The 17,956-nt window shown below is 68.7% G+C and carries 15 protein-coding genes; 9 read left to right on the top strand and 6 right to left on the bottom strand.

The window, feature by feature from the left end; all coding sequences use genetic code 11:
- Positions 1-102: 102 nt before the first annotated feature.
- The 5 genes from C3Y15_RS25815 to C3Y15_RS25790 form a co-directional block, all read right to left on the bottom strand.
- Positions 103-981, bottom strand: a complete 879-nt coding sequence (locus tag C3Y15_RS25815) for a ferritin (protein ID WP_011886157.1) — start codon at positions 979-981, stop codon at positions 103-105.
- A 568-nt stretch (positions 982-1,549) separates the two neighbouring features.
- Positions 1,550-2,776, bottom strand: a complete 1,227-nt coding sequence (locus C3Y15_RS25805) for a patatin-like phospholipase family protein (protein WP_069224354.1) — start codon at positions 2,774-2,776, stop codon at positions 1,550-1,552.
- A gap of 28 nt (positions 2,777-2,804) precedes the next feature.
- Positions 2,805-3,566, bottom strand: a complete 762-nt coding sequence (locus C3Y15_RS25800; protein WP_011886159.1) for a PhaM family polyhydroxyalkanoate granule multifunctional regulatory protein — start codon at positions 3,564-3,566, stop codon at positions 2,805-2,807.
- A 76-nt stretch (positions 3,567-3,642) separates the two neighbouring features.
- Positions 3,643-4,470 (bottom strand): enoyl-CoA hydratase/isomerase family protein, encoded by an 828-nt coding sequence (locus tag C3Y15_RS25795; protein WP_060082481.1) that lies wholly within the window; start codon positions 4,468-4,470, stop codon positions 3,643-3,645.
- Positions 4,471-4,607: 137 nt separating this feature from the next.
- Positions 4,608-5,600, bottom strand: a complete 993-nt coding sequence (locus tag C3Y15_RS25790; RefSeq protein ID WP_014723739.1) for a fumarylacetoacetate hydrolase family protein — start codon at positions 5,598-5,600, stop codon at positions 4,608-4,610.
- 125 nt (positions 5,601-5,725) lie between these two features.
- Between C3Y15_RS25790 and C3Y15_RS25785 the strand changes: the two genes are divergently transcribed.
- The 5 genes from C3Y15_RS25785 to metH all read left to right on the top strand — a co-directional run bounded on the left by C3Y15_RS25785 (position 5,726) and on the right by metH (position 12,577).
- A complete protein-coding gene (locus C3Y15_RS25785) occupies positions 5,726-6,601 on the top strand; it encodes an IclR family transcriptional regulator (RefSeq protein ID WP_059991960.1) in 876 nt (291 codons plus the stop codon).
- A gap of 117 nt (positions 6,602-6,718) precedes the next feature.
- The gene (locus C3Y15_RS25780) at positions 6,719-8,017 is read left to right on the top strand and encodes a DUF3108 domain-containing protein (RefSeq protein WP_069246340.1); all 1,299 of its coding nucleotides are present in this window, start codon (positions 6,719-6,721) and stop codon (positions 8,015-8,017) included.
- Positions 8,018-8,262: 245 nt separating this feature from the next.
- A complete protein-coding gene (locus C3Y15_RS25770; RefSeq protein ID WP_006477667.1) occupies positions 8,263-8,520 on the top strand; it encodes a DUF3567 domain-containing protein in 258 nt (85 codons plus the stop codon).
- 225 nt (positions 8,521-8,745) lie between these two features.
- Complete coding sequence (locus tag C3Y15_RS25765) at positions 8,746-9,813, top strand: homocysteine S-methyltransferase family protein (protein ID WP_069246341.1); 1,068 nt, start codon at positions 8,746-8,748, stop codon at positions 9,811-9,813.
- A 46-nt stretch (positions 9,814-9,859) separates the two neighbouring features.
- Positions 9,860-12,577 (top strand): methionine synthase, encoded by a 2,718-nt coding sequence (metH, locus tag C3Y15_RS25760; protein WP_011886165.1) that lies wholly within the window; start codon positions 9,860-9,862, stop codon positions 12,575-12,577.
- Positions 12,578-12,722: 145 nt separating this feature from the next.
- On the opposite strand, the gene C3Y15_RS25755 is transcribed toward metH, so the two are convergent.
- Positions 12,723-13,046: a DUF1840 domain-containing protein gene (locus C3Y15_RS25755; RefSeq protein ID WP_011886166.1), complete on the bottom strand. Its 324-nt coding sequence runs from the start codon at positions 13,044-13,046 to the stop codon at positions 12,723-12,725.
- Between the two features lie 201 nt (positions 13,047-13,247).
- Here C3Y15_RS25755 and argS point away from each other — a divergent pair, with 201 nt between their 5' ends.
- The 4 genes from argS (at position 13,248) to C3Y15_RS25735 (ending at position 17,532) form a co-directional block, all read left to right on the top strand.
- Positions 13,248-15,029, top strand: coding sequence for an arginine--tRNA ligase (argS, locus tag C3Y15_RS25750; protein WP_014723744.1), 1,782 nt, complete (start codon positions 13,248-13,250; stop codon positions 15,027-15,029).
- A 99-nt stretch (positions 15,030-15,128) separates the two neighbouring features.
- Positions 15,129-16,034, top strand: coding sequence for an SPOR domain-containing protein (locus tag C3Y15_RS25745; RefSeq protein WP_045578737.1), 906 nt, complete (start codon positions 15,129-15,131; stop codon positions 16,032-16,034).
- Positions 16,035-16,100: 66 nt separating this feature from the next.
- Positions 16,101-16,739, top strand: coding sequence for a thiol:disulfide interchange protein DsbA/DsbL (locus C3Y15_RS25740; RefSeq protein ID WP_011886169.1), 639 nt, complete (start codon positions 16,101-16,103; stop codon positions 16,737-16,739).
- Positions 16,740-16,758: 19 nt separating this feature from the next.
- Complete coding sequence (locus C3Y15_RS25735; RefSeq protein ID WP_011886170.1) at positions 16,759-17,532, top strand: SDR family oxidoreductase; 774 nt, start codon at positions 16,759-16,761, stop codon at positions 17,530-17,532.
- Positions 17,533-17,956 lie beyond the last annotated feature (424 nt).

Genomic DNA, 17,956 nt, shown 5'->3' with positions numbered 1-17,956 from the left:
CGCCAGATAAAAAGCCCGCCGGACCACCGGGCGGGCTTCATGCGTCGAACGACGGCGAACGCGGCCGGCGCAGCATCACGCCGGCTGCGACGCCGCGCGGCCTCAGGCCGGCTGCGCGGCCGACGACGGGCCGCTTTCGGCTTGCAGGCGGTTCGTGACTTCCTTGCGATAGCGGTTCAGCTCCTGCGCGGTCGCGAAGGTGCGCTCGAACAGGATCGACAGGTTGTGCAGGATGCGGTCGACGACCTTCTTTTCCCACTCGCCGTCGAAGCGGATCTGCTCGTCGAGCCAGCGCTCGAGCCATTCCGGATCGGGCAGGCGCGACTGCACGGTGTCGCGCGGGAACAGCGCCTGGTTCACGTGCAGGTTGGTCGGGTGCAGCGGCTTCTCGGTGCGGCGCGCCGACGCCATCAGCACGCCGATCTTCGCGAACGCCGCGCGCGCGACGTCGCCGCAGTTGTTCAGCGCCTTCTTCATGTAGCGCAGATACGCGCCGCCGTGGCGCGCTTCATCGCGCGAGATCGTTTCGTAGATGTGCTTGATCACCGGCTCGGTGTGCCAGTCGGCCGCGCAGCGATACCAGTGATTCAGGCGGATCTCGCCGCAGAAGTGCAGCATCAATGTTTCGAGCGGCGGCGCCGGATCGAACTCGAAGCGCACCGCGTGCAGTTCCTCTTCGGTCGGCACCATTTCCGGCCGGAAGCGGCGCAGGTATTCCATCAGCACCAGCGAATGCTTCTGCTCTTCGAAGAACCACACGCTCATGAATGCGGAAAAATCGCTGTCGTGCTGGTTGTCGCGCAGGAACATTTCGGTCGCGGGCAGCGCCGACCATTCGGTGATCGCGTTCATCTTGATCGTCTTCGCCTGCTCGTCGGTGAGCAGCGATGCGTCGAACTTGTCCCACGGAATGTCCTTCTCCATGTCCCAGCGGACTGCCTCGAGCGACCTGTAAAGTTCCGGATAAAGCATGGTGTTCATGATGGTCCCACCCCTGTTCTGCGCAATGCGACTTCTCTAAACGTGACTGTTGCCGCAGCGGCGCGCGAACGCGCTTTTTGCAGCCAAAACTCTAATTTTACGCGGGAAACCGGCCCCCGGACGCAGATTCCACGTCCGGCAGCCGGGCGGCCGCGCTGCCGCCCTGAAGCACGCCGCGGCCCCGCTCCGTTCGAACGGAACCGGCTGCGCGTGCCCGATGTGGTGGCCGGCGCAAGCCGGCCCGTTGGCGAACCTGCCCGGCGCGACGCGGCTCCAGGCGGAATCGCGCACAGCGGCCGGCAAGCAGACTGCTCGATATGGTGTATACGGCGGCGGCCATGATAGCACGCGGGCATGACGGTTCCGAGACGCCCGCCCGGTCGCGCGCCGCCAATGGCGGTGCGACGAACGGTCGCGGGGCGCGCGTCGCGAAACACAACCAGCGCCTGCGCCGGCGCACTGCTCGCGGTCGCCGCGCAGCTGGAAAACGGTGGGGCGACTGTGCTCGACGTCACCGGCCTCGCGCGGTCGCGCCGCGTCGAGCCGCATCGAGCCGCGCGGAATCGCATCAGACCCGCATTTCACCCGCCGGCCTACCGTCACCGGACCGGGCGCCGGGCACCGCCGCGCTGCCGCCGTCGGCGCCCGCGATCCATGCGGCCAGCGTGTCGCGCTGCGCGCGGCCGTCGCGGTAGCCGAGTTCGATCAGTTCGCGCGTGAACGCCTCCTCGAACAGCAGATAGCTCGCGAACGACGCGCCGGCCGGCTGGCTGCCGCCGACCGCGCCGAGCAGCCCGCGCATCGTCACCGGCATCTGCTTCAGGTGCTTCGCGGCGATCAGCTCGATGCGCTCGGACGGCGCGATCGCGAGCACGTCGACGTGCCGCCAGCCGCTGTCCAGTTCGACCTGGTGCGGCAGGTGCTCGATCATCCGGTTGATGTGCTCGATGCGTTCGATGTCCGAGCCGATCGAGTCGAGAAACACGCTGGCGAGCACCTGCTGGCCGATCTGCGCGAGCGTCGGATAGCCGCGCACCAGCCCCGAGCCGTTCGGCGCCGGGATTTCCGGCCGCGGATCGGCCGCGCCGATCACGACGATCCGGTCCGCGCCGAAGTGGATCGCCGGCGACAGCGGCGCGACCTGCCGGATCGAACCGTCGCCGAAGTATTCGATCTGGCCGTCGAGCACGAGCGGCACCGCGGGGAACACGAACGGAATCGCCGACGACGCGAGCAGGTGCGACGCCGACAAATCGACCACCCGCGCGGTGCGCTGCGCGCGCCGCCATGCCTGGATCGGCTCGGCGGCCTGGTAGAAGGTCAGATGGCGGCCGCTCGAGTAGCTCAGCGCGGTGATCGACAGCGCGTGCAGCAGCCGGCTCTCGAGCATCTGCTCGATCCGGTGGAAGCTCAGCTCGCGCTGCAGCAGGTGCGCGAGCGGCGCGTTGTCGAGCAGCCCGCGCGGCGAGCGGCGCGCCGCCCAGCCGAAGGTCATCGTCGCGAGCCAGCGCGCGCCCGCCGCCGCGATGCCGAGCCAGTCGGTGCGATACACGTAGTCGGCGCGCAGCGGCTCCCAGAACTCGAGCAGGCGCCGCACGCCGTGCGAGAAATCGTCGGCGTGGCTCGCGATCGACGTCGCATTGATCGCGCCGGCCGACGACCCGCAGACCACCGCGAACGGCGTCGTATGGCGGAGCGGATCGGCCTCGCGCGCGATCTCGGCCAGCGCCTTGAGCACGCCGACCTGATACGCGGCGCGTGCGCCGCCGCCCATCAGCACGAGCGCGAGTCGCATGGTCGGCCTGCAGGCTAGGTGCGAAGCGTCACGTCGAGCGCTTCGGCGGACGCGTTTCCGGCGACGACGCCGCGGCCGCGCGCGCGGCCGCCGAGCCGGCCGGCTTCGCCCGCTTCGCGGCCGGCTTGCGTGGCGCGGCTGCGCCCGCGCCCGCCGACCCAGCCGGTGCCGCAGCCGCCGCCGGTGCCGGCGCACCCGCGGCCGGCTCGGGCGCCGCGTCGGCCGGCGCCCCGGGCTGCGCGCCCGGCTGCGCCATCGCGAGACTCGCGAGCTGGTTGAACTGCGTCTGCAGCAGGTTCCACCAGCCGGCCGGATCGAACGGCTGCTGCGCGGCGTCGCCGGCCGCGGGCGCGTCGGCGTCCGGCGCCGGCTGGCTCGCCTCGGCGCGCGGCGCGGACGCGGCCTGCGCCGCCGCGACCGCGGCTTCCTCGGCGGCCGACATCGAGCTTTGCGCGAACGCGCCGAACGCGCGCAGCGTCGCGAGCGTCGCGCGTTGCACCTCGAGCGCCTGGATCGCCGATTGCAGCATGCCGAGATTGAGCTTGAGCCACTGCTCGACCGCGCGCAGATCGGTGATCCGCTTGTCGAGCTCCTCGACGCTCGTGAGCGGCGTCATCATGTCGGACATGCTCGACAGCGACGGCGGCAGCCCCGACGCGGCGCCGGGAAACGACGCCATCCCGCCGAACGGCGACATCCGCATCATGTCCCACATCCGGTCGAGCATGTCGGCGGGCTTGAAGCCGGCGAAGCCGGCGAAAGGATTGGAGCCGGGGGCATCGGTCGTCATACGGGCATCCTGGTTGACTGGGTGAGCGAAGCGGCCGGCACGGGCCGCGCCGCGTGTGATTCGATCATAGCGCGCGTCAGAACGGCGCGTCCGGGGAGAAATCGGGTGCGCGCCGCTCGCGCAGCGAACGGATGCCTTCCTGCACGTCCGGCCCGGAAAAACCCATGAATTCGAGCGCGAGCGACGAATCGAAGGTCGGCCCGGCGCTGCGCAGCCAGTTGTTCAGCGCGTACTTGGTCCAGCGGATCGCCGACTGCGAGCCGTGCGCGAGCCGCTCGGCCACTTCGTACGCCTTCGGCAGCAACTCGTCCGGCTCGACCGCGAGCGACACGAGGCCGATGCGCTCGGCCTCGGTGCCGCTCACCGGCTCGCACAGGAGCAGGTAGTACTTCGCCTTCGCCATCCCGCACAGCAGCGGCCAGACGATCGCCGCATGATCGCCGGCCGCGACGCCGAGCCGCGTATGGCCGTCGATGATGCGCGCGTCGTTCGCGGCGATCGAGATGTCGGCGAGCAGGCCCGCGACGAGCCCCGCGCCCACCGCCGGCCCGTGCATCGCCGACACGATCGGCTTGCTGCAGTTGATCACGTTGTAGACGAGGTCGCGCGCCTCGCGCCACACGCGCGCACGCACGTCGAAGTCGTCGGCCATCGCCTCGACGAGCGCGAGATCGCCGCCCGCCGAAAAGCCCTTGCCCTCGCCGCGGATCACCGCGACCCGCGTGTCGGGATCGCGGTCGACGTCGCGCCAGATGTCGGCCAGCTCGCGATGCATCCGCGCGTTCGCGGTGGCGAGGCCGCTGCGGTTCGCGCCCTCGCCGCTCATCACGATGTCGAGCACGCCATGCGCGCGACGCGTCACCTTCAATGCTTCGTAACCGCCATAGGCAGCAAGATCGGCCATGCCCAGCTCCCGGGTTCGTGGGTCGGTTGAAACGCCTGAATCGAGTGTAGCCAAGCCCGCGCGGGCAAACATCGGGCGAAACCCGGCGCGCGGGCCGGCCGCGGCGCGCGCGTCAGACCGCGCGTCAGCGCCGTACGTCAGGCCGCGCCGTCGGGCGGCGCGACGGCCTGCTCGATCGCGCCGAAAATCGACTTGCCGGCCGCATCGAACATCTCGATGCGCACGGTGTCGCCGTAGCGCATGAAGTCGGTCTGCGGCGCGCCGTGCTCGATCGTCTCGAGGCAGCGCTTCTCGGCGATGCAGCAGTAGCCGCGCTTCGCGTCCTTGTTCGACACGGTGCCCGAGCCGACGATCGAGCCGGCGCGCAGGTTGCGCGTCTTCGCCGCGTGCGCGATCAGTTGGCCGAAATGGAACACCATGTCGGCGCCCGCGTCCGGCTGGCCGACCTTGCGGTTGTTCCAGTGGACGATCATCGGCCGGTGCACGCGGCCGTCGCGCCATTCGTCGCCGAGCTCGTCGAGCGTCACCGCGACCGGCGCGAACGCGGTGGCCGGCTTGCTCTGGAAGAAGCCGAAGCCCTTCGCGAGCTCGGCCGGAATCAGGTTGCGCAGCGACACGTCGTTCACCAGCGTGACGAGCCGCACGCCCTTCAGCGCGTCGTCCGGCGATACGCCCATCGGCACGTCGCCGGTGATCACCGCGACCTCGGCCTCGAAGTCGATGCCCCATTCCTCGGACGCGCACACGATGTCGTCGCGCGCGCCGAGGAAGTCGTCGCTGCCGCCCTGGTACATCAGCGGATCGGTCCAGAACTCCGGCGGCATCTCGGCGCCGCGCGCGCGCCGCACCAGCTCGACGTGGTTCACGTAGGCGGAGCCGTCGGCCCACTGGAAGGCGCGCGGCAGCGGCGCCATGCAGTTCGCCGCGTCGAACGCGAACGTGTGACGCGCGCGGCCGTGGTTCAGCGCGTCGTACAGCTCGCGCAGTTGCGGCGCGTAGAACGCCCAGTCGTCGAGGACGCGCTGCAGCGTCGGGGCGATCGCGTCGGCGATCGCCGCGGTGTGCAGGTCGCGCGACACGACGATCAGCTGGCCGTCGCGCGTGCCGTCCTTCAGCGATGCAAGTTTCATGGGGGTCTGCCGTTGTAGTGACGATGGAGGGAATCTATTTTACGATGGTGAATCCGTGCGGCGCGCACGCTCGCATGCGCGCCGTTTTCGCTCCATCCTTGCCGCCTTGCCGCGCGCCGTTGCCCATGCCCGCCAGCCCGCTTCCCGACGACGATCTCGCCGATTCCGACACCGACGACGCCGGCTCCGGCGAGCAGGGCGAAGGTGGCGAGAAGCTGCGCTCCGGCATCCAGTCGATCGAGGTCGGCTTCCGCCTGCTCGACGTGCTGACGCGCGAGCCGCGCGCGATGATGCTGCGCGACCTCGCGCAGCGCGCGGGCATGAGCCCCGCGAAGGCGCACCGCTATCTGGTCAGCTTCTCGCGGCTCGGCGTCGTGTCGCAGGATCCGGTGTCGGGCCGCTACGAACTCGGCGGCTTCGCGCTGCAGATGGGGCTCGCGCGGCTCGCGCGCGTCGACGGCGTGAAGCTCGCGCGCATCGCGCTCACCGAGTTGCGCGACCGCGTCGACCAGACGGTCGGCATCGCAGTATGGGGCAACCAGGGCCCGACCATCGTGCACTGGATGGAATCGAGCCATCCGGCGAAGGCGTCGCTGAAGCTCGGCGACGTGATGCCGCTGCTCGGTTCCGCGACGGGCCTGCTGTTCGCGGCGTACCTGCCGCGCAGCAAGACGGCCGCGATGATCGAACGCGAGCTCGCCGATACGCGGCGCTCGCCGCATCACGGCGGCCCGCGCACGCTCGCCGAAGTCGACGCCGTGCTCGCCGACGTGCGCGCGCATCGGGCCGCGCGCGTCGAAGGCATGCTGCTGCCGACGATCCACGCGTTCTGCATGCCGGTGTTCGATGCGGTCGGCGAACTCGCGCTCGCGATCGTCGCGCTCGGCCAGGAAGGCAGCTTCGACATCGCCTGGGGCGGCGAGATCGACACCGCGCTGCGTGCTTGCGCGCAAAAACTGTCGTACGAACTCGGCTATAGTCCGGACGCGCGCGACGCCTGACGGGCGGCGCGCGCCCCTGCCCGCGATGCACGCGAACGCGCGGCGCGCGCGGCGGTCCGAGCTGTGACGCGCGGCACGTCCGCTGCGCCATGGCCTTCCTTCCGCTCCATTTCGTCGATGCCGCCTGCCGCCACCCGTCCTCGTCACGTCCTGCCCCGCCGCTGGCTGCGCGTGGGCGTCGCGCTCGTCGTCGTGCTGGTGCTGCATGCGCTCGCCGCGTGGTGGCTCGCGCGCAATCGCGACGCGTTCACGCCGCCCGCGCCCGCCGAGATTCCGGTGCAGATCGAGCTGTTGAAGCCGCAACCGATCGAGCGCCGGCCCGCGTCGAAACCGGTCGACGCGCCGGCCGCGGCCGCCGCCGCGCCCGCGAAGCCGGCCCGCGCGGCGCGCAAGCCGGCGCCGGCGCAGCCGCGCGTGCTGACGTCGACGCAGACCGCCGAGCACGGCGAGCCGTCGCCTGCTGCGGCATCGGGAGCATCGGCCGCGTCGGCAGCGAGCGGCACGGCTGGCGCGTCCGGCGCGCAAGCAGCATCGGCCGCGAGCGCCGCGACGCCAGGCCCCGCGACGAGCGGCGTGAAATTCGACGCGCCGCCGTCCGGCGACCTGCAATACGACACGTTCTACAACGGAATGCAGAACATGATCGGCACGATCCACTGGCGCAACGACGGACGCACGTACGATCTGTCGGTGTCGATGCCGGTGCCGTTCATCGGCCCGTTCACGTACCGCAGCGAAGGCCGCATCGACGCCTTCGGCGTCGCGCCCGACCGATATGTGGAACAGCGCGGCAAGCGCCCCGAGGACATCGCGATCTTCAACCGCGAGATTCACCAGGTCGTGTTCACGCGCACGCCGAACAACGCGCCGCTGCCCGACGGCGTGCAGGATCGCTTCAGCATGCTGATGCAACTGTCGGGCCTCGTGCGCGGCAATCCGTCGGCGTACCGGCCGGGCGTCACGCAGCAGTTCTTCGTGATCGACAACAACAACGGCGAGACCTGGCCGATCATGGTGATCGGCGACGAGGACGTGCACACGCAGGCCGGCATCGTGCGCGCCCGCCACTTCATGCGGCTGCCGCGCCGCGCGGGCGACACGCGCCGCATCGACATGTGGCTCGCGCCGTCGCTCGGCTGGCTGCCCGCGCGGCTGATGCAGACCGAACCGAACGGCGCGCAGATCGAGCTCGTGTGGCACGGCCCGCTCGCGCCGCCGGCTGCACCGGCTGCATCGACCGTCCCGGCTGCACCGGCTGACCGCTCGGCGCCGGACGCAACGAACGCGCCTGCCCCGGCATCGGCATCTGCCGCGCCGGCGAGCGAGCCGGCTGGCCCTACGCAACAGCCGTCCGAGCAGCCGCCGATGCCCGCGCCGGCGGACGCGACGCCCGCCTCCGCGCCGCCTGCACAATGAAGCCGCACCGATCGGCAATTTCGACCGATTAAAGGTATTGAAAAAATGGCCGATGACACTCTTTAACAACTATTTCAGTGCACCGGATCACAATAGGAAACGTTTTAGAGACATCGGCTTCTAACCCGATACACCCCACGCGAACGGGAGAACGGGGTGTGCAGCGCAAGCCCCTTGAAACCGGCAAAGGCTACCCCACCTACGGGACAACAAGGCCAGATGCCACTGCGAAGAGGAGTGCCGCCATGCAAATGATCTACAACAGCCCCAATTACTGCGTCGTCGAATTTGCGCCGCAGGCCGGCCACCATCTGATGAATGCCGGCGGATACGAAATCGTCGACAAGAACGCGCAGCGCGAGATCTTCATCGACGGCGAACTCGCGGAGCGATTCCGCGCCCACGTGAAGCAGCTGATCGAGGATGAGCCGTCGCTCGACGAAGTCGACGAGTTCCTCGGCCAGTTCGACAGCCTGATGATGATGCCCGTCGTCCTGCATTGACGACGCGCGGCCCGGCGCCACGCCGGGCCGTTTGCCGCGCTTGCGCGGCCCCGCGAGCACTCCGATCCAAGCCCCCGTCCGGTTCGCCGGGCGGGGGTTTTCGTTTGAGGCGGCCGCCGGCCCGCTCGGTGGCGCGCATCACGGCCGCCGCCCAGCGCGAGCGCGGGCGACGCGCCGGCGCAGCGGCTACAATGGCGGTTTTCCCGTCTTCGCCGCTCTGCCGCCATGTCTGCGTCCCCTCTCGCCGCTTCCGCCCCGCCCGCCGCGCGCTACACGCGCGGCGCCGAACTGCCCGCGCTGCTGAAATCGCGCATCCTGATCCTCGACGGCGCGATGGGCACGATGATCCAGCGCTACAAGCTCGACGAGGCCGCGTATCGCGGCGAGCGCTTCAAGGATTTCCCGCGCGACGTGAAGGGCAACAACGAGCTGCTGTCGCTCACGCAGCCGCAGATCATCAGCGAGATCCACGACCAGTACTTCGCGGCCGGCGCCGACATCGTCGAGACCAACACGTTCGGCGCGACGACCGTCGCTCAGGCCGACTACGGGATGGAAGACCTCGTCGTCGAGATGAACGTCGAATCGGCGCGCCTCGCGCGCGAATCGGCCGCCCGCCATGCGACGCCCGGCAAGCCGCGCTTCGTCGCGGGCGCGATCGGGCCGACGCCGAAGACGGCCAGCATCTCGCCCGACGTCAACGATCCGGGCGCGCGCAACATCACGTTCGACGAGCTGCACGCCGCGTACTACCAGCAGGCGAAGGCGCTGCTCGACGGCGGCGTCGACCTGTTCCTCGTCGAGACGATCTTCGACACGCTGAACGCGAAGGCCGCGCTGTTCGCGCTCGACGAACTGTTCGAGGACACCGGCGAGCGCCTGCCGATCATGGTCTCGGGCACCGTCACCGACGCGTCGGGCCGCATCCTGTCGGGCCAGACGGTCGAGGCGTTCTGGAATTCGCTGCGCCACGCGAAGCCGCTCACGTTCGGCCTGAACTGCGCGCTGGGCGCGGCGCTGATGCGCCCGTACATCGCCGAGCTCGCGAAGCTGTGCGACACCTACGTGTCCTGCTACCCGAACGCGGGCCTGCCGAACCCGATGAGCGACACCGGCTTCGACGAGACGCCGGACGTCACGTCGGGCCTGCTGAAGGAGTTCGCGCAGGCCGGGCTCGTGAACCTCGCGGGCGGCTGCTGCGGCACCACGCCCGAGCACATCGCCGAGATCGCCAAGGCGCTCGCCGACGTGAAGCCGCGCCGCTGGCCGAGCCAGTACAGCGAAGCCGCCTGACCACCCGCATCAACGCCCGCCCTACCTCACCAGAATTCGCACCGCCATGACCGATCACATGATGCGCCTTGCCGGCCTCGAGCCGTTCAACGTCACGTCCGGGACGCTCTTCATCAACGTCGGCGAACGCACCAACGTCACCGGCTCGAAGGCGTTCGCGCGGATGATCCTCAACGGCCAGTTCGACGAGGCGCTCGCGGTCGCGCGCCAGCAGGTCGAGAACGGCGCGCAGGTGATCGACGTCAACATGGACGAGGCGATGCTCGATTCGAAGGCGGCGATGGTGCGCTTCCTGAACCTGATCGCGTCCGAGCCGGACATCGCGCGCGTGCCGATCATGATCGACTCGTCGAAGTGGGACGTGATCGAGGCCGGCCTCAAATGCGTGCAGGGCAAGGCGATCGTGAACTCGATCTCGCTGAAGGAAGGCGAGGACGCGTTCCGCCACCACGCGAAGCTGATCCGCCGCTACGGCGCGGCCGCGGTCGTGATGGCGTTCGACGAAACCGGCCAGGCCGACACCTACCAGCGCAAGACCGAGATCTGCAAGCGCTCGTACGACTTCCTCGTGAACGAAGTCGGCTTCCCGCCGGAAGACATCATCTTCGACCCGAACATCTTCGCGGTCGCGACCGGCATCGAGGAGCACAACAACTACGCGGTCGACTTCATCGAAGCGACGCGCTGGATCAAGCAGAACCTGCCGTATGCGAAGGTGAGCGGCGGCGTGTCGAACGTGTCGTTCTCGTTCCGGGGCAACGACCCGGTGCGCGAGGCGATCCACACCGTGTTCCTGTACCACGCGATCCAGGCCGGAATGGACATGGGCATCGTGAACGCCGGCCAGCTCGGCGTGTACGCCGACCTCGATCCGGAGCTGCGCGAGCGCGTGGAGGACGTGATCCTGAACCGCCGCGCCGATTCCACCGACCGGCTGCTCGAGATCGCCGACAAGTTCAAGACCGGCGCGGCGAAGAAGGAAGAGAACCTCGAGTGGCGCAACCAGCCGGTCGAGAAGCGTCTCGCGCATGCGCTCGTGCACGGCATCACGAACTTCATCGTCGAAGACACCGAGGAAGCGCGCGCGGCGATCGCCGCGGCGGGCGGGCGCCCGATCAACGTGATCGAAGGCCCGCTGATGGACGGCATGAACATCGTCGGCGACCTGTTCGGCCAGGGCAAGATGTTCCTGCCGCAGGTCGTGAAGTCGGCGCGCGTGATGAAGCAGGCCGTCGCGCACCTGATCCCGTTCATCGAGGAAGAGAAGCGCCTGCTCGCGGAAGCGGGCGGCGACGTGCGCGCGAAGGGCAAGATCGTCATCGCGACCGTGAAGGGCGACGTGCACGACATCGGCAAGAACATCGTGTCGGTCGTGCTCCAGTGCAACAACTTCGAAGTGGTCAACATGGGCGTGATGGTCCCGTGCAACGAGATCCTCGCGAAGGCGAAGGTCGAGGGCGCGGACATCATCGGGCTGTCGGGGCTCATCACGCCGAGCCTCGAGGAAATGGCCTACGTCGCGTCGGAAATGCAGCGCGACGACTACTTCCGCGTGAAGAAGATCCCGCTGCTGATCGGCGGCGCGACGACGTCGCGCGTGCACACCGCCGTGAAGATCGCGCCGCATTACGAAGGGCCGGTGGTCTACGTGCCGGACGCGTCGCGCTCGGTGTCGGTCGCGTCGAACCTGCTGTCCGACGAAGGCGCGGCCAAGTACCTCGACGACCTGAAGGCCGACTACGAGCGCATCCGCGATCAGCACGCGAACCGCAAGGCGCAGCCGATGGTCACGCTCGCCGAAGCGCGCGCGAACAAGACCAGGATCGACTGGTCGAGCTACCGCCCGGTGAAGCCGAAGTTCATCGGCCGGCGCGTGTTCAAGAACTACGACCTGAACGAGCTCGCGAACTACATCGACTGGGGCCCGTTCTTCCAGACCTGGGACCTCGCGGGCCCGTACCCGGCGATCCTGAACGACGAGATCGTCGGCGAATCCGCGCGCCGCGTGTTCTCCGACGCGAAGTCGATGCTCGCGCGCCTGATCCAGGGCCGCTGGCTGACCGCGAACGGCGTGATCTCGCTGCTGCCGGCCAACACGGTGAACGACGACGACATCGAGATCTACACCGACGACACGCGCTCGGAAGTGCTGCTCACGTGGCGCAACCTGCGCCAGCAGAGCGTGCGGCCGGTGGTGGACGGCGTGATGCGCCCGAACCGCTCGCTCGCCGACTTCATCGCGCCGAAGGACTCGGGCGTCGCCGACTACATCGGGATGTTCGCGGTGACGGCCGGCCTCGGCGTCGACGTGAAGGAAAAGCAGTTCGAAGCCGACCACGACGACTACAGCGCGATCATGCTGAAGGCGCTCGCCGACCGCTTCGCGGAAGCGTTCGCCGAAGCGATGCACGCGCGCGTGCGCCGCGAGCTGTGGGGCTATGCGAGCGACGAGACGCTCGACAACGACGCGCTGATCGCCGAAAAGTACGCGGGCATCCGGCCGGCGCCCGGCTATCCGGCCTGCCCCGACCACCTCGTGAAGCGCGACATGTTCGCGGCGCTGCACGCGGACGAGATCGGGATGAGCGTGACCGATTCGCTCGCGATGCTGCCGGCGGCGAGCGTGTCGGGCTTCTACCTCGCGCATCCGGACAGCCGGTATTTCTCGGTGGGCAAAATCGGGCAGGATCAGCTCGACGATTATGCGCGGCGCATGTCGCTGTCGCTCGACGACGCGCGCCGCGCGCTCGCGCCGCAGCTGTGATCCGGGCGCGGCGCGCGCATCGGCGCGCCCCTTTGGTCATACGAAATGAAAAAGCCCGCGCGATGCGGGCTTTTTCATGGCATTTTGGCCTGCCGGGCTGCGTCGGCCGGCCGGCGCGTGGCCACCGGCGACGGGCGACGGGCGTTCAGAAGCCCCAGTGCACGTCGGCCTGCGCGGCCTTCGCTTCACGCAGCATCGCGAGGAACGGTGCGACGCGCTGCGCGAGGCTTGCCGGCACTTCGTGGTGCGCGTGATCGTCGTCGTCCTCGTGGAAATGGCCGGCGTGCTCAGCGCGTTCCTGCTTCGCCTGCGCGACCGCGCCTTCCAGCTTCGCGATCGCGTGGTCCAATTCGTCGTGCGTAATGACGCCGCGTTCGCCCAGTTGCTTGCCGACGAGGCCCAGCACGTATACAGCGAAATCCTTCAGCACGTCTAGATCCTGTGCCGCCTTGCTCTTGAACGTAATCATGACAATTCCCTTTTCATCTTGTTGTGCCCGCGCGGCGCGGTGGGGAGGACGCCGGCAGGGCGGCGTCCGGCCTCGCGGACGCGGGGCGCCTGAGCGGCATATTAGCACCTGTTAAAATTCTGCGATCCCTGAAACGCGCGCTTAAAAAGCGCGCCGGCGGGCCGGCGCTTCCGGCCGCCACCAACGAAGCCTTCTACCAGCATGCTGCCAGCACACAAACAGACCCTCGAAGCCCTGCTCGCGGATAGCGTCGCGCAGGTCGCACACGCGCTCAAGGGCGCCGACGCCGAATTCGTCATCCCGGCCATCACGCTGGAGCGCCCGAAGGTCGCCGCGCACGGCGACGTCGCGTGCAACGTCGCGATGCAGCTCGCCAAGCCGCTCGGCACGAACCCGCGCCAGCTCGCCGAGCGGATCGTCGCGGCGCTGGTCGCGCAGCCGGCCGCGCAAGGGCTCGTCGACGCGGCGGAAATCGCCGGCCCGGGCTTCATCAACCTGCGCGTGAGCGCCGCCGCGAAGCAGGCCGTGATCGCCGCCGTGTTCGAGCAGGGCCGCGCGTTCGGCACGTCGGAGCGTGAAAAAGGCAAGCGGGTGCTGGTCGAATTCGTGTCGGCCAACCCGACCGGCCCGCTGCACGTCGGCCACGGCCGCCAGGCGGCGCTCGGCGACGTGCTCGCGAACGTGATCGCGAGCCAGGGCTACGCGGTGCACCGCGAGTTCTACTACAACGACGCGGGCGTGCAGATCGCCAACCTCGCGATCTCGACGCAGGCGCGCGCGCGCGGCCTGAAGCCGGGCGACGCCGGCTGGCCCGAAGCCGCGTACAACGGCGAATACATCGCCGACATCGCGCGCGACTACCTGAACGGCGCGACGGTCGCGGCGAAGGACGGCGAGCCGGTCACCGGCGCGCGCGACATCGAGAATCTCGACGCGATCCGCAAGTTCGCGGTCGCCTACCTGCGCCACGAACAGGACATGGACCTGCAGGCGTTCGGCGTGAAATTCGACCAGTACTACCTCGAATCATCGCTGTACAGCGAAGGCCGCGTCGAGAAGACGGTCGACGCGCTGGTCAAGGCCGGCATGACCTACGAGCAGGACGGCGCGCTGTGGCTGCGCACGACCGACGAAGGCGACGACAAGGACCGCGTGATGCGCAAGTCGGACGGCACGTACACGTACTTCGTGCCGGACGTCGCGTACCACGTGACGAAATGGGAGCGCGGCTTCACGAAGGTGATCAACATCCAGGGCTCTGACCACCACGGCACGATCGCGCGCGTGCGCGCCGGGCTCCAGGGGCTGCACATCGGCATCCCGAAAGGCTATCCCGACTACGTGCTGCACAAGATGGTCACCGTGATGCGCGACGGCCAGGAAGTGAAGCTGTCGAAGCGCGCGGGCAGCTACGTGACGGTGCGCGACCTGATCGAATGGTCGGGCGGCGCGGCGCCGGGCCAGGAGGCCGCGCCCGACATGATCGACGAAGCGACCATCACGCGCGGCCGCGACGCGGTCCGCTTCTTCCTGATCTCGCGCAAGGCCGACACCGAGTTCGTGTTCGACATCGACCTCGCGCTGAAACAGAACGACGAGAACCCCGTCTACTACGTCCAGTACGCGCACGCGCGGATCTGCTCGGTGCTCAACGAACTGAAGGCGCGCTACAACGTCGACGTCGCACAACTGCCGGGCGCCGACCTGTCGCAGCTCACGAGCCCGCAGGCCGTGTCGCTGATGCAGAAGCTCGCCGAGTATCCGGATCTCCTCACGCACGCCGCGAACGAGCTGGCGCCGCACGCGGTCGCGTTCTATCTGCGCGATCTCGCTGGTGAATTCCACTCGTTCTACAATGCGGAGCGCGTGCTGGTCGACGACGAAGCGCCGCGCAACGCACGCGCCGCGCTGCTCGCCGCGACCCGGCAGGTGCTGGAGAACGGCCTGGCGATGCTCGGGGTATCCGCGCCCGCCAAGATGTAAGCGGCCCGAACTGGGCAGCGAATGGCCGCGGCGGCGCCCGCCCGCAGGATCCCGCCTGCCGCAGCCTTTTCACGATTCTTTTTGCAGGTGACTCAAGCAATGGCACAACCACGCCGAACTTCGAAGCAATCGAAACAAGCCGGAGGAACATTTCTTGGAATCGTGCTGGGCCTGATCGTCGGCCTCGCGATTGCGGTGGTGGTGGCGCTCTACATCACGCGTTCGCCGTCGCCGTTCGTGTCGAAGGTGGCGCCGCCGGTCGACAACGGCGCGAGCCAGCCGCAGCAGTTCGATCCGAACCGCGCGCTGCAGGGCAAGACGCCCGGCCAGCCGGTGCCGCAGGCCGCGCAGTCCGCGCCGCCCAATACCGCGCCCGGCCAGGCCGCGAACCAGACCCAGGGCGGCCTGCTGCCCGAACCGCAGATCGTCGAGGTGCCGCCGTCGGGCAACGCGAACGGTTCGAACGGCTCCGGCAGCGCGAACAACGGCACCGCGTCGAACAACGGATCGAACAACGCAGCGTCGGGCAACGGCGTCGCGGTCGCGCCGAAGCCGGCCGACAACCCGCCGCCGAAGAAGACGCAACAGGCGCAACAACCGCAGCAGTCCGGCGAGGACGACCTCGCGCGTTTCGCCGCGCAGAAGCAGGCGCAGCAGGCTGCCGCTCAAAAGCAGCAGCAACAGCAAGCCGCCGCGAACGCCGCGAAGCCGGCGCCGTCCGCGACGTCGTCCGCAGCGGCCAAAGCGCCGAGCGCCAGCGACGCGAACACCGGCTACTTCCTTCAGGTCGGCGCGTACAAGACGGAAAGCGACGCCGAGCAGCAGCGCGCACGGCTCGGCTTCCAGGGCTTCGAGTCGAAGGTGTCGAAGCGCGACGTCAGCGGCGTGACCTACTTCCGCGTGCGGGTCGGCCCGTTCTCGAAGTTCGAGGATATGAACTCGGCCCGTCAGCGCCTGTCCGATGCAGGTGTCGACACGGCGGTGATCCGCTTCACGAAGCAGTGAGCGCCGGCCGCGCCCACGCAGATTCCGTTACGTTCCGTAACCCGAGCAACTGACGACGTTCCCAACATGAAAAAACTGCTTAGCACGCTTCTCCTCTCCGTGGGCCTGGTCGCCGGCTTCGCGCACGCAACGCCCGCCGCACCGGTGTCGGGCAAGGACTTCGAAGTGATGAAGTCGCCGCAGCCGGTGTCGGCGCCGGCCGGCAAGGTCGAGGTCATCGAATTCTTCTGGTACGGCTGCCCGCACTGCTACGAATTCGAGCCGACGCTCGAGGCGTGGGTGAAGAAGCAAGGCGCCAACATCGACTTCAAGCGCGTGCCGGTCGCGTTCCGCGACGACTTCGTCCCGCATTCGAAGCTGTACTACGCGGTGTCCGCGCTGGGCATCTCGGAGAAGGTCACGCCGGCGATCTTCAACGCGATCCACAAGCAGAAGAATTACCTGCTGACGCCGCAGGCGCAGGCCGACTTCCTGGCGACGCAAGGCGTCGACAAGAAGCAGTTCATGGACGCGTACAACTCGTTCAGCGTGCAAGGCCAAGTCAAGCAGTCGGCCGAGCTGATGAAGAACTACGCGATCGACGGCGTGCCGACCGTCGTCGTTCAGGGCAAGTACAAGACTGGTCCGGCTTACACGAACAGCATTCCGGGTACCGCGCAGGTGCTCGACTACCTCGTGAAGCAGGTGCAGGACAAGAAGCTCTGATCCGCGAGCGCGCGCCGGCATGACTACTCCGCTGAAGGTTTTCATCACCGGCGCGTCGAGCGGCCTCGGCCTCGCGTTGGCCGACGAATATGCACGCCAGGGCGCGACGCTCGCGCTCGTCGCGCGCCGCACCGAAGCGCTCGACGCATTCGCGCGGCGCTTTCCGAAGCTGTCGGTGTCCGTGTATCGCGCCGACGTACGCGACGCCGACGCGCTGGCCACGGCCGCCGCATCGTTCATCGCCGCGCACGGCTGCCCGGACGTCGTGATCGCGAACGCCGGCATCAGCCAGGGCGCCGTCACGGGCCAGGGCGATCTCGCCGCGTTCCGCGACGTGATGGACATCAACTATTACGGGATGGTCGCGACCTTCGAGCCGTTCGTCGGCCCGATGACGGCCGCGCGCCACGGCACGCTGGTCGGCGTTGCGAGCGTCGCCGGCGTGCGCGGGCTGCCGGGTTCGGGCGCCTACAGCGCGTCGAAGTCGGCGGCGATCAAGTACCTCGAGGCGCTGCGCGTCGAACTGCGGCCGGCCGGCGTCGGCGTCGTGACGATCGCGCCCGGCTATATCCGCACGCCGATGACGGCGCACAACCCGTACCGGATGCCGTTCCTGATGGACGCCGACCGCTTCGCGGCCCGCGCGGCCCGCGCGATCGCGCGGCAACACGCGTTCCGCGTGATCCCGTGGCAGATGGGCGTCGTCGCGAAGGTGCTGCACGTGCTGCCGCGCTGGCTCTACGACCGTCTGTTCGAGAAGGCACCGCGCAAGCCGAAGGCCGGCGCGCACTGACGCGGCGCTCGCGGGGCGGGTGCCGCGGGACGGTTCTGCGTCGGCGCGGCGAGCGTGCCGTTGGTTCGGGCCGGATACCTCCGGCGCCGCGCATCGCGCATCGCGCATCGCGCATCGCGCATCTCGCATCTCGCATCTCGCATCTCGCATCTCGCATCTCGCATCTCGCATCTCGCATCTCGCTCTACGCTCTACCTTCGCCCTTCGCACTGCGCACTGCGCTGCACTCCACACTCCACACTCCACGCTTCACGCTTCACGCTTCACGCTTCACGCTCCACGCTTCACGCTCCACGCTTCACGCTTCACGCTTCACACTCCACGCTTCACGCTTCACGCTCCACGCTTCACACTCCACGCTTCACGCTTCACGCTTCACGCGCCACATTCCACGCTTCACGCTTCACGCTTCACGCGCCACATT

The sequence above is a fragment of the Burkholderia sp. B10 genome (genome assembly GCF_004368385.1).
Taxonomy (GTDB): domain Bacteria; phylum Pseudomonadota; class Gammaproteobacteria; order Burkholderiales; family Burkholderiaceae; genus Burkholderia; species Burkholderia vietnamiensis.
The sequence above is the reverse complement of the archived record's forward strand: the minus strand, read 5'-3'. Positions and strand labels throughout refer to the sequence as shown.

Excerpts from the sequence above, each read along its gene's own strand:
- C3Y15_RS25815 (WP_011886157.1), bottom strand. The coding sequence starts at position 981 with ATGAACACCATGCTTTATCCGGAACTTTACAGGTCGCTCGAGGCAGTC.
- C3Y15_RS25805 (WP_069224354.1), bottom strand. The coding sequence starts at position 2,776 with ATGCGACTCGCGCTCGTGCTGATGGGCGGCGGCGCACGCGCCGCGTAT.
- C3Y15_RS25800 (WP_011886159.1), bottom strand. The coding sequence starts at position 3,566 with ATGACGACCGATGCCCCCGGCTCCAATCCTTTCGCCGGCTTCGCCGGC.
- C3Y15_RS25795 (WP_060082481.1), bottom strand. The coding sequence starts at position 4,470 with ATGGCCGATCTTGCTGCCTATGGCGGTTACGAAGCATTGAAGGTGACG.
- C3Y15_RS25790 (WP_014723739.1), bottom strand. The coding sequence starts at position 5,600 with ATGAAACTTGCATCGCTGAAGGACGGCACGCGCGACGGCCAGCTGATC.
- C3Y15_RS25785 (WP_059991960.1), top strand. The coding sequence starts at position 5,726 with ATGCCCGCCAGCCCGCTTCCCGACGACGATCTCGCCGATTCCGACACC.
- C3Y15_RS25780 (WP_069246340.1), top strand. The coding sequence starts at position 6,719 with ATGCCGCCTGCCGCCACCCGTCCTCGTCACGTCCTGCCCCGCCGCTGG.
- C3Y15_RS25770 (WP_006477667.1), top strand. The coding sequence starts at position 8,263 with ATGCAAATGATCTACAACAGCCCCAATTACTGCGTCGTCGAATTTGCG.
- C3Y15_RS25765 (WP_069246341.1), top strand. The coding sequence starts at position 8,746 with ATGTCTGCGTCCCCTCTCGCCGCTTCCGCCCCGCCCGCCGCGCGCTAC.
- metH (WP_011886165.1), top strand. The coding sequence starts at position 9,860 with ATGACCGATCACATGATGCGCCTTGCCGGCCTCGAGCCGTTCAACGTC.
- C3Y15_RS25755 (WP_011886166.1), bottom strand. The coding sequence starts at position 13,046 with ATGATTACGTTCAAGAGCAAGGCGGCACAGGATCTAGACGTGCTGAAG.
- argS (WP_014723744.1), top strand. The coding sequence starts at position 13,248 with ATGCTGCCAGCACACAAACAGACCCTCGAAGCCCTGCTCGCGGATAGC.
- C3Y15_RS25745 (WP_045578737.1), top strand. The coding sequence starts at position 15,129 with ATGGCACAACCACGCCGAACTTCGAAGCAATCGAAACAAGCCGGAGGA.
- C3Y15_RS25740 (WP_011886169.1), top strand. The coding sequence starts at position 16,101 with ATGAAAAAACTGCTTAGCACGCTTCTCCTCTCCGTGGGCCTGGTCGCC.
- C3Y15_RS25735 (WP_011886170.1), top strand. The coding sequence starts at position 16,759 with ATGACTACTCCGCTGAAGGTTTTCATCACCGGCGCGTCGAGCGGCCTC.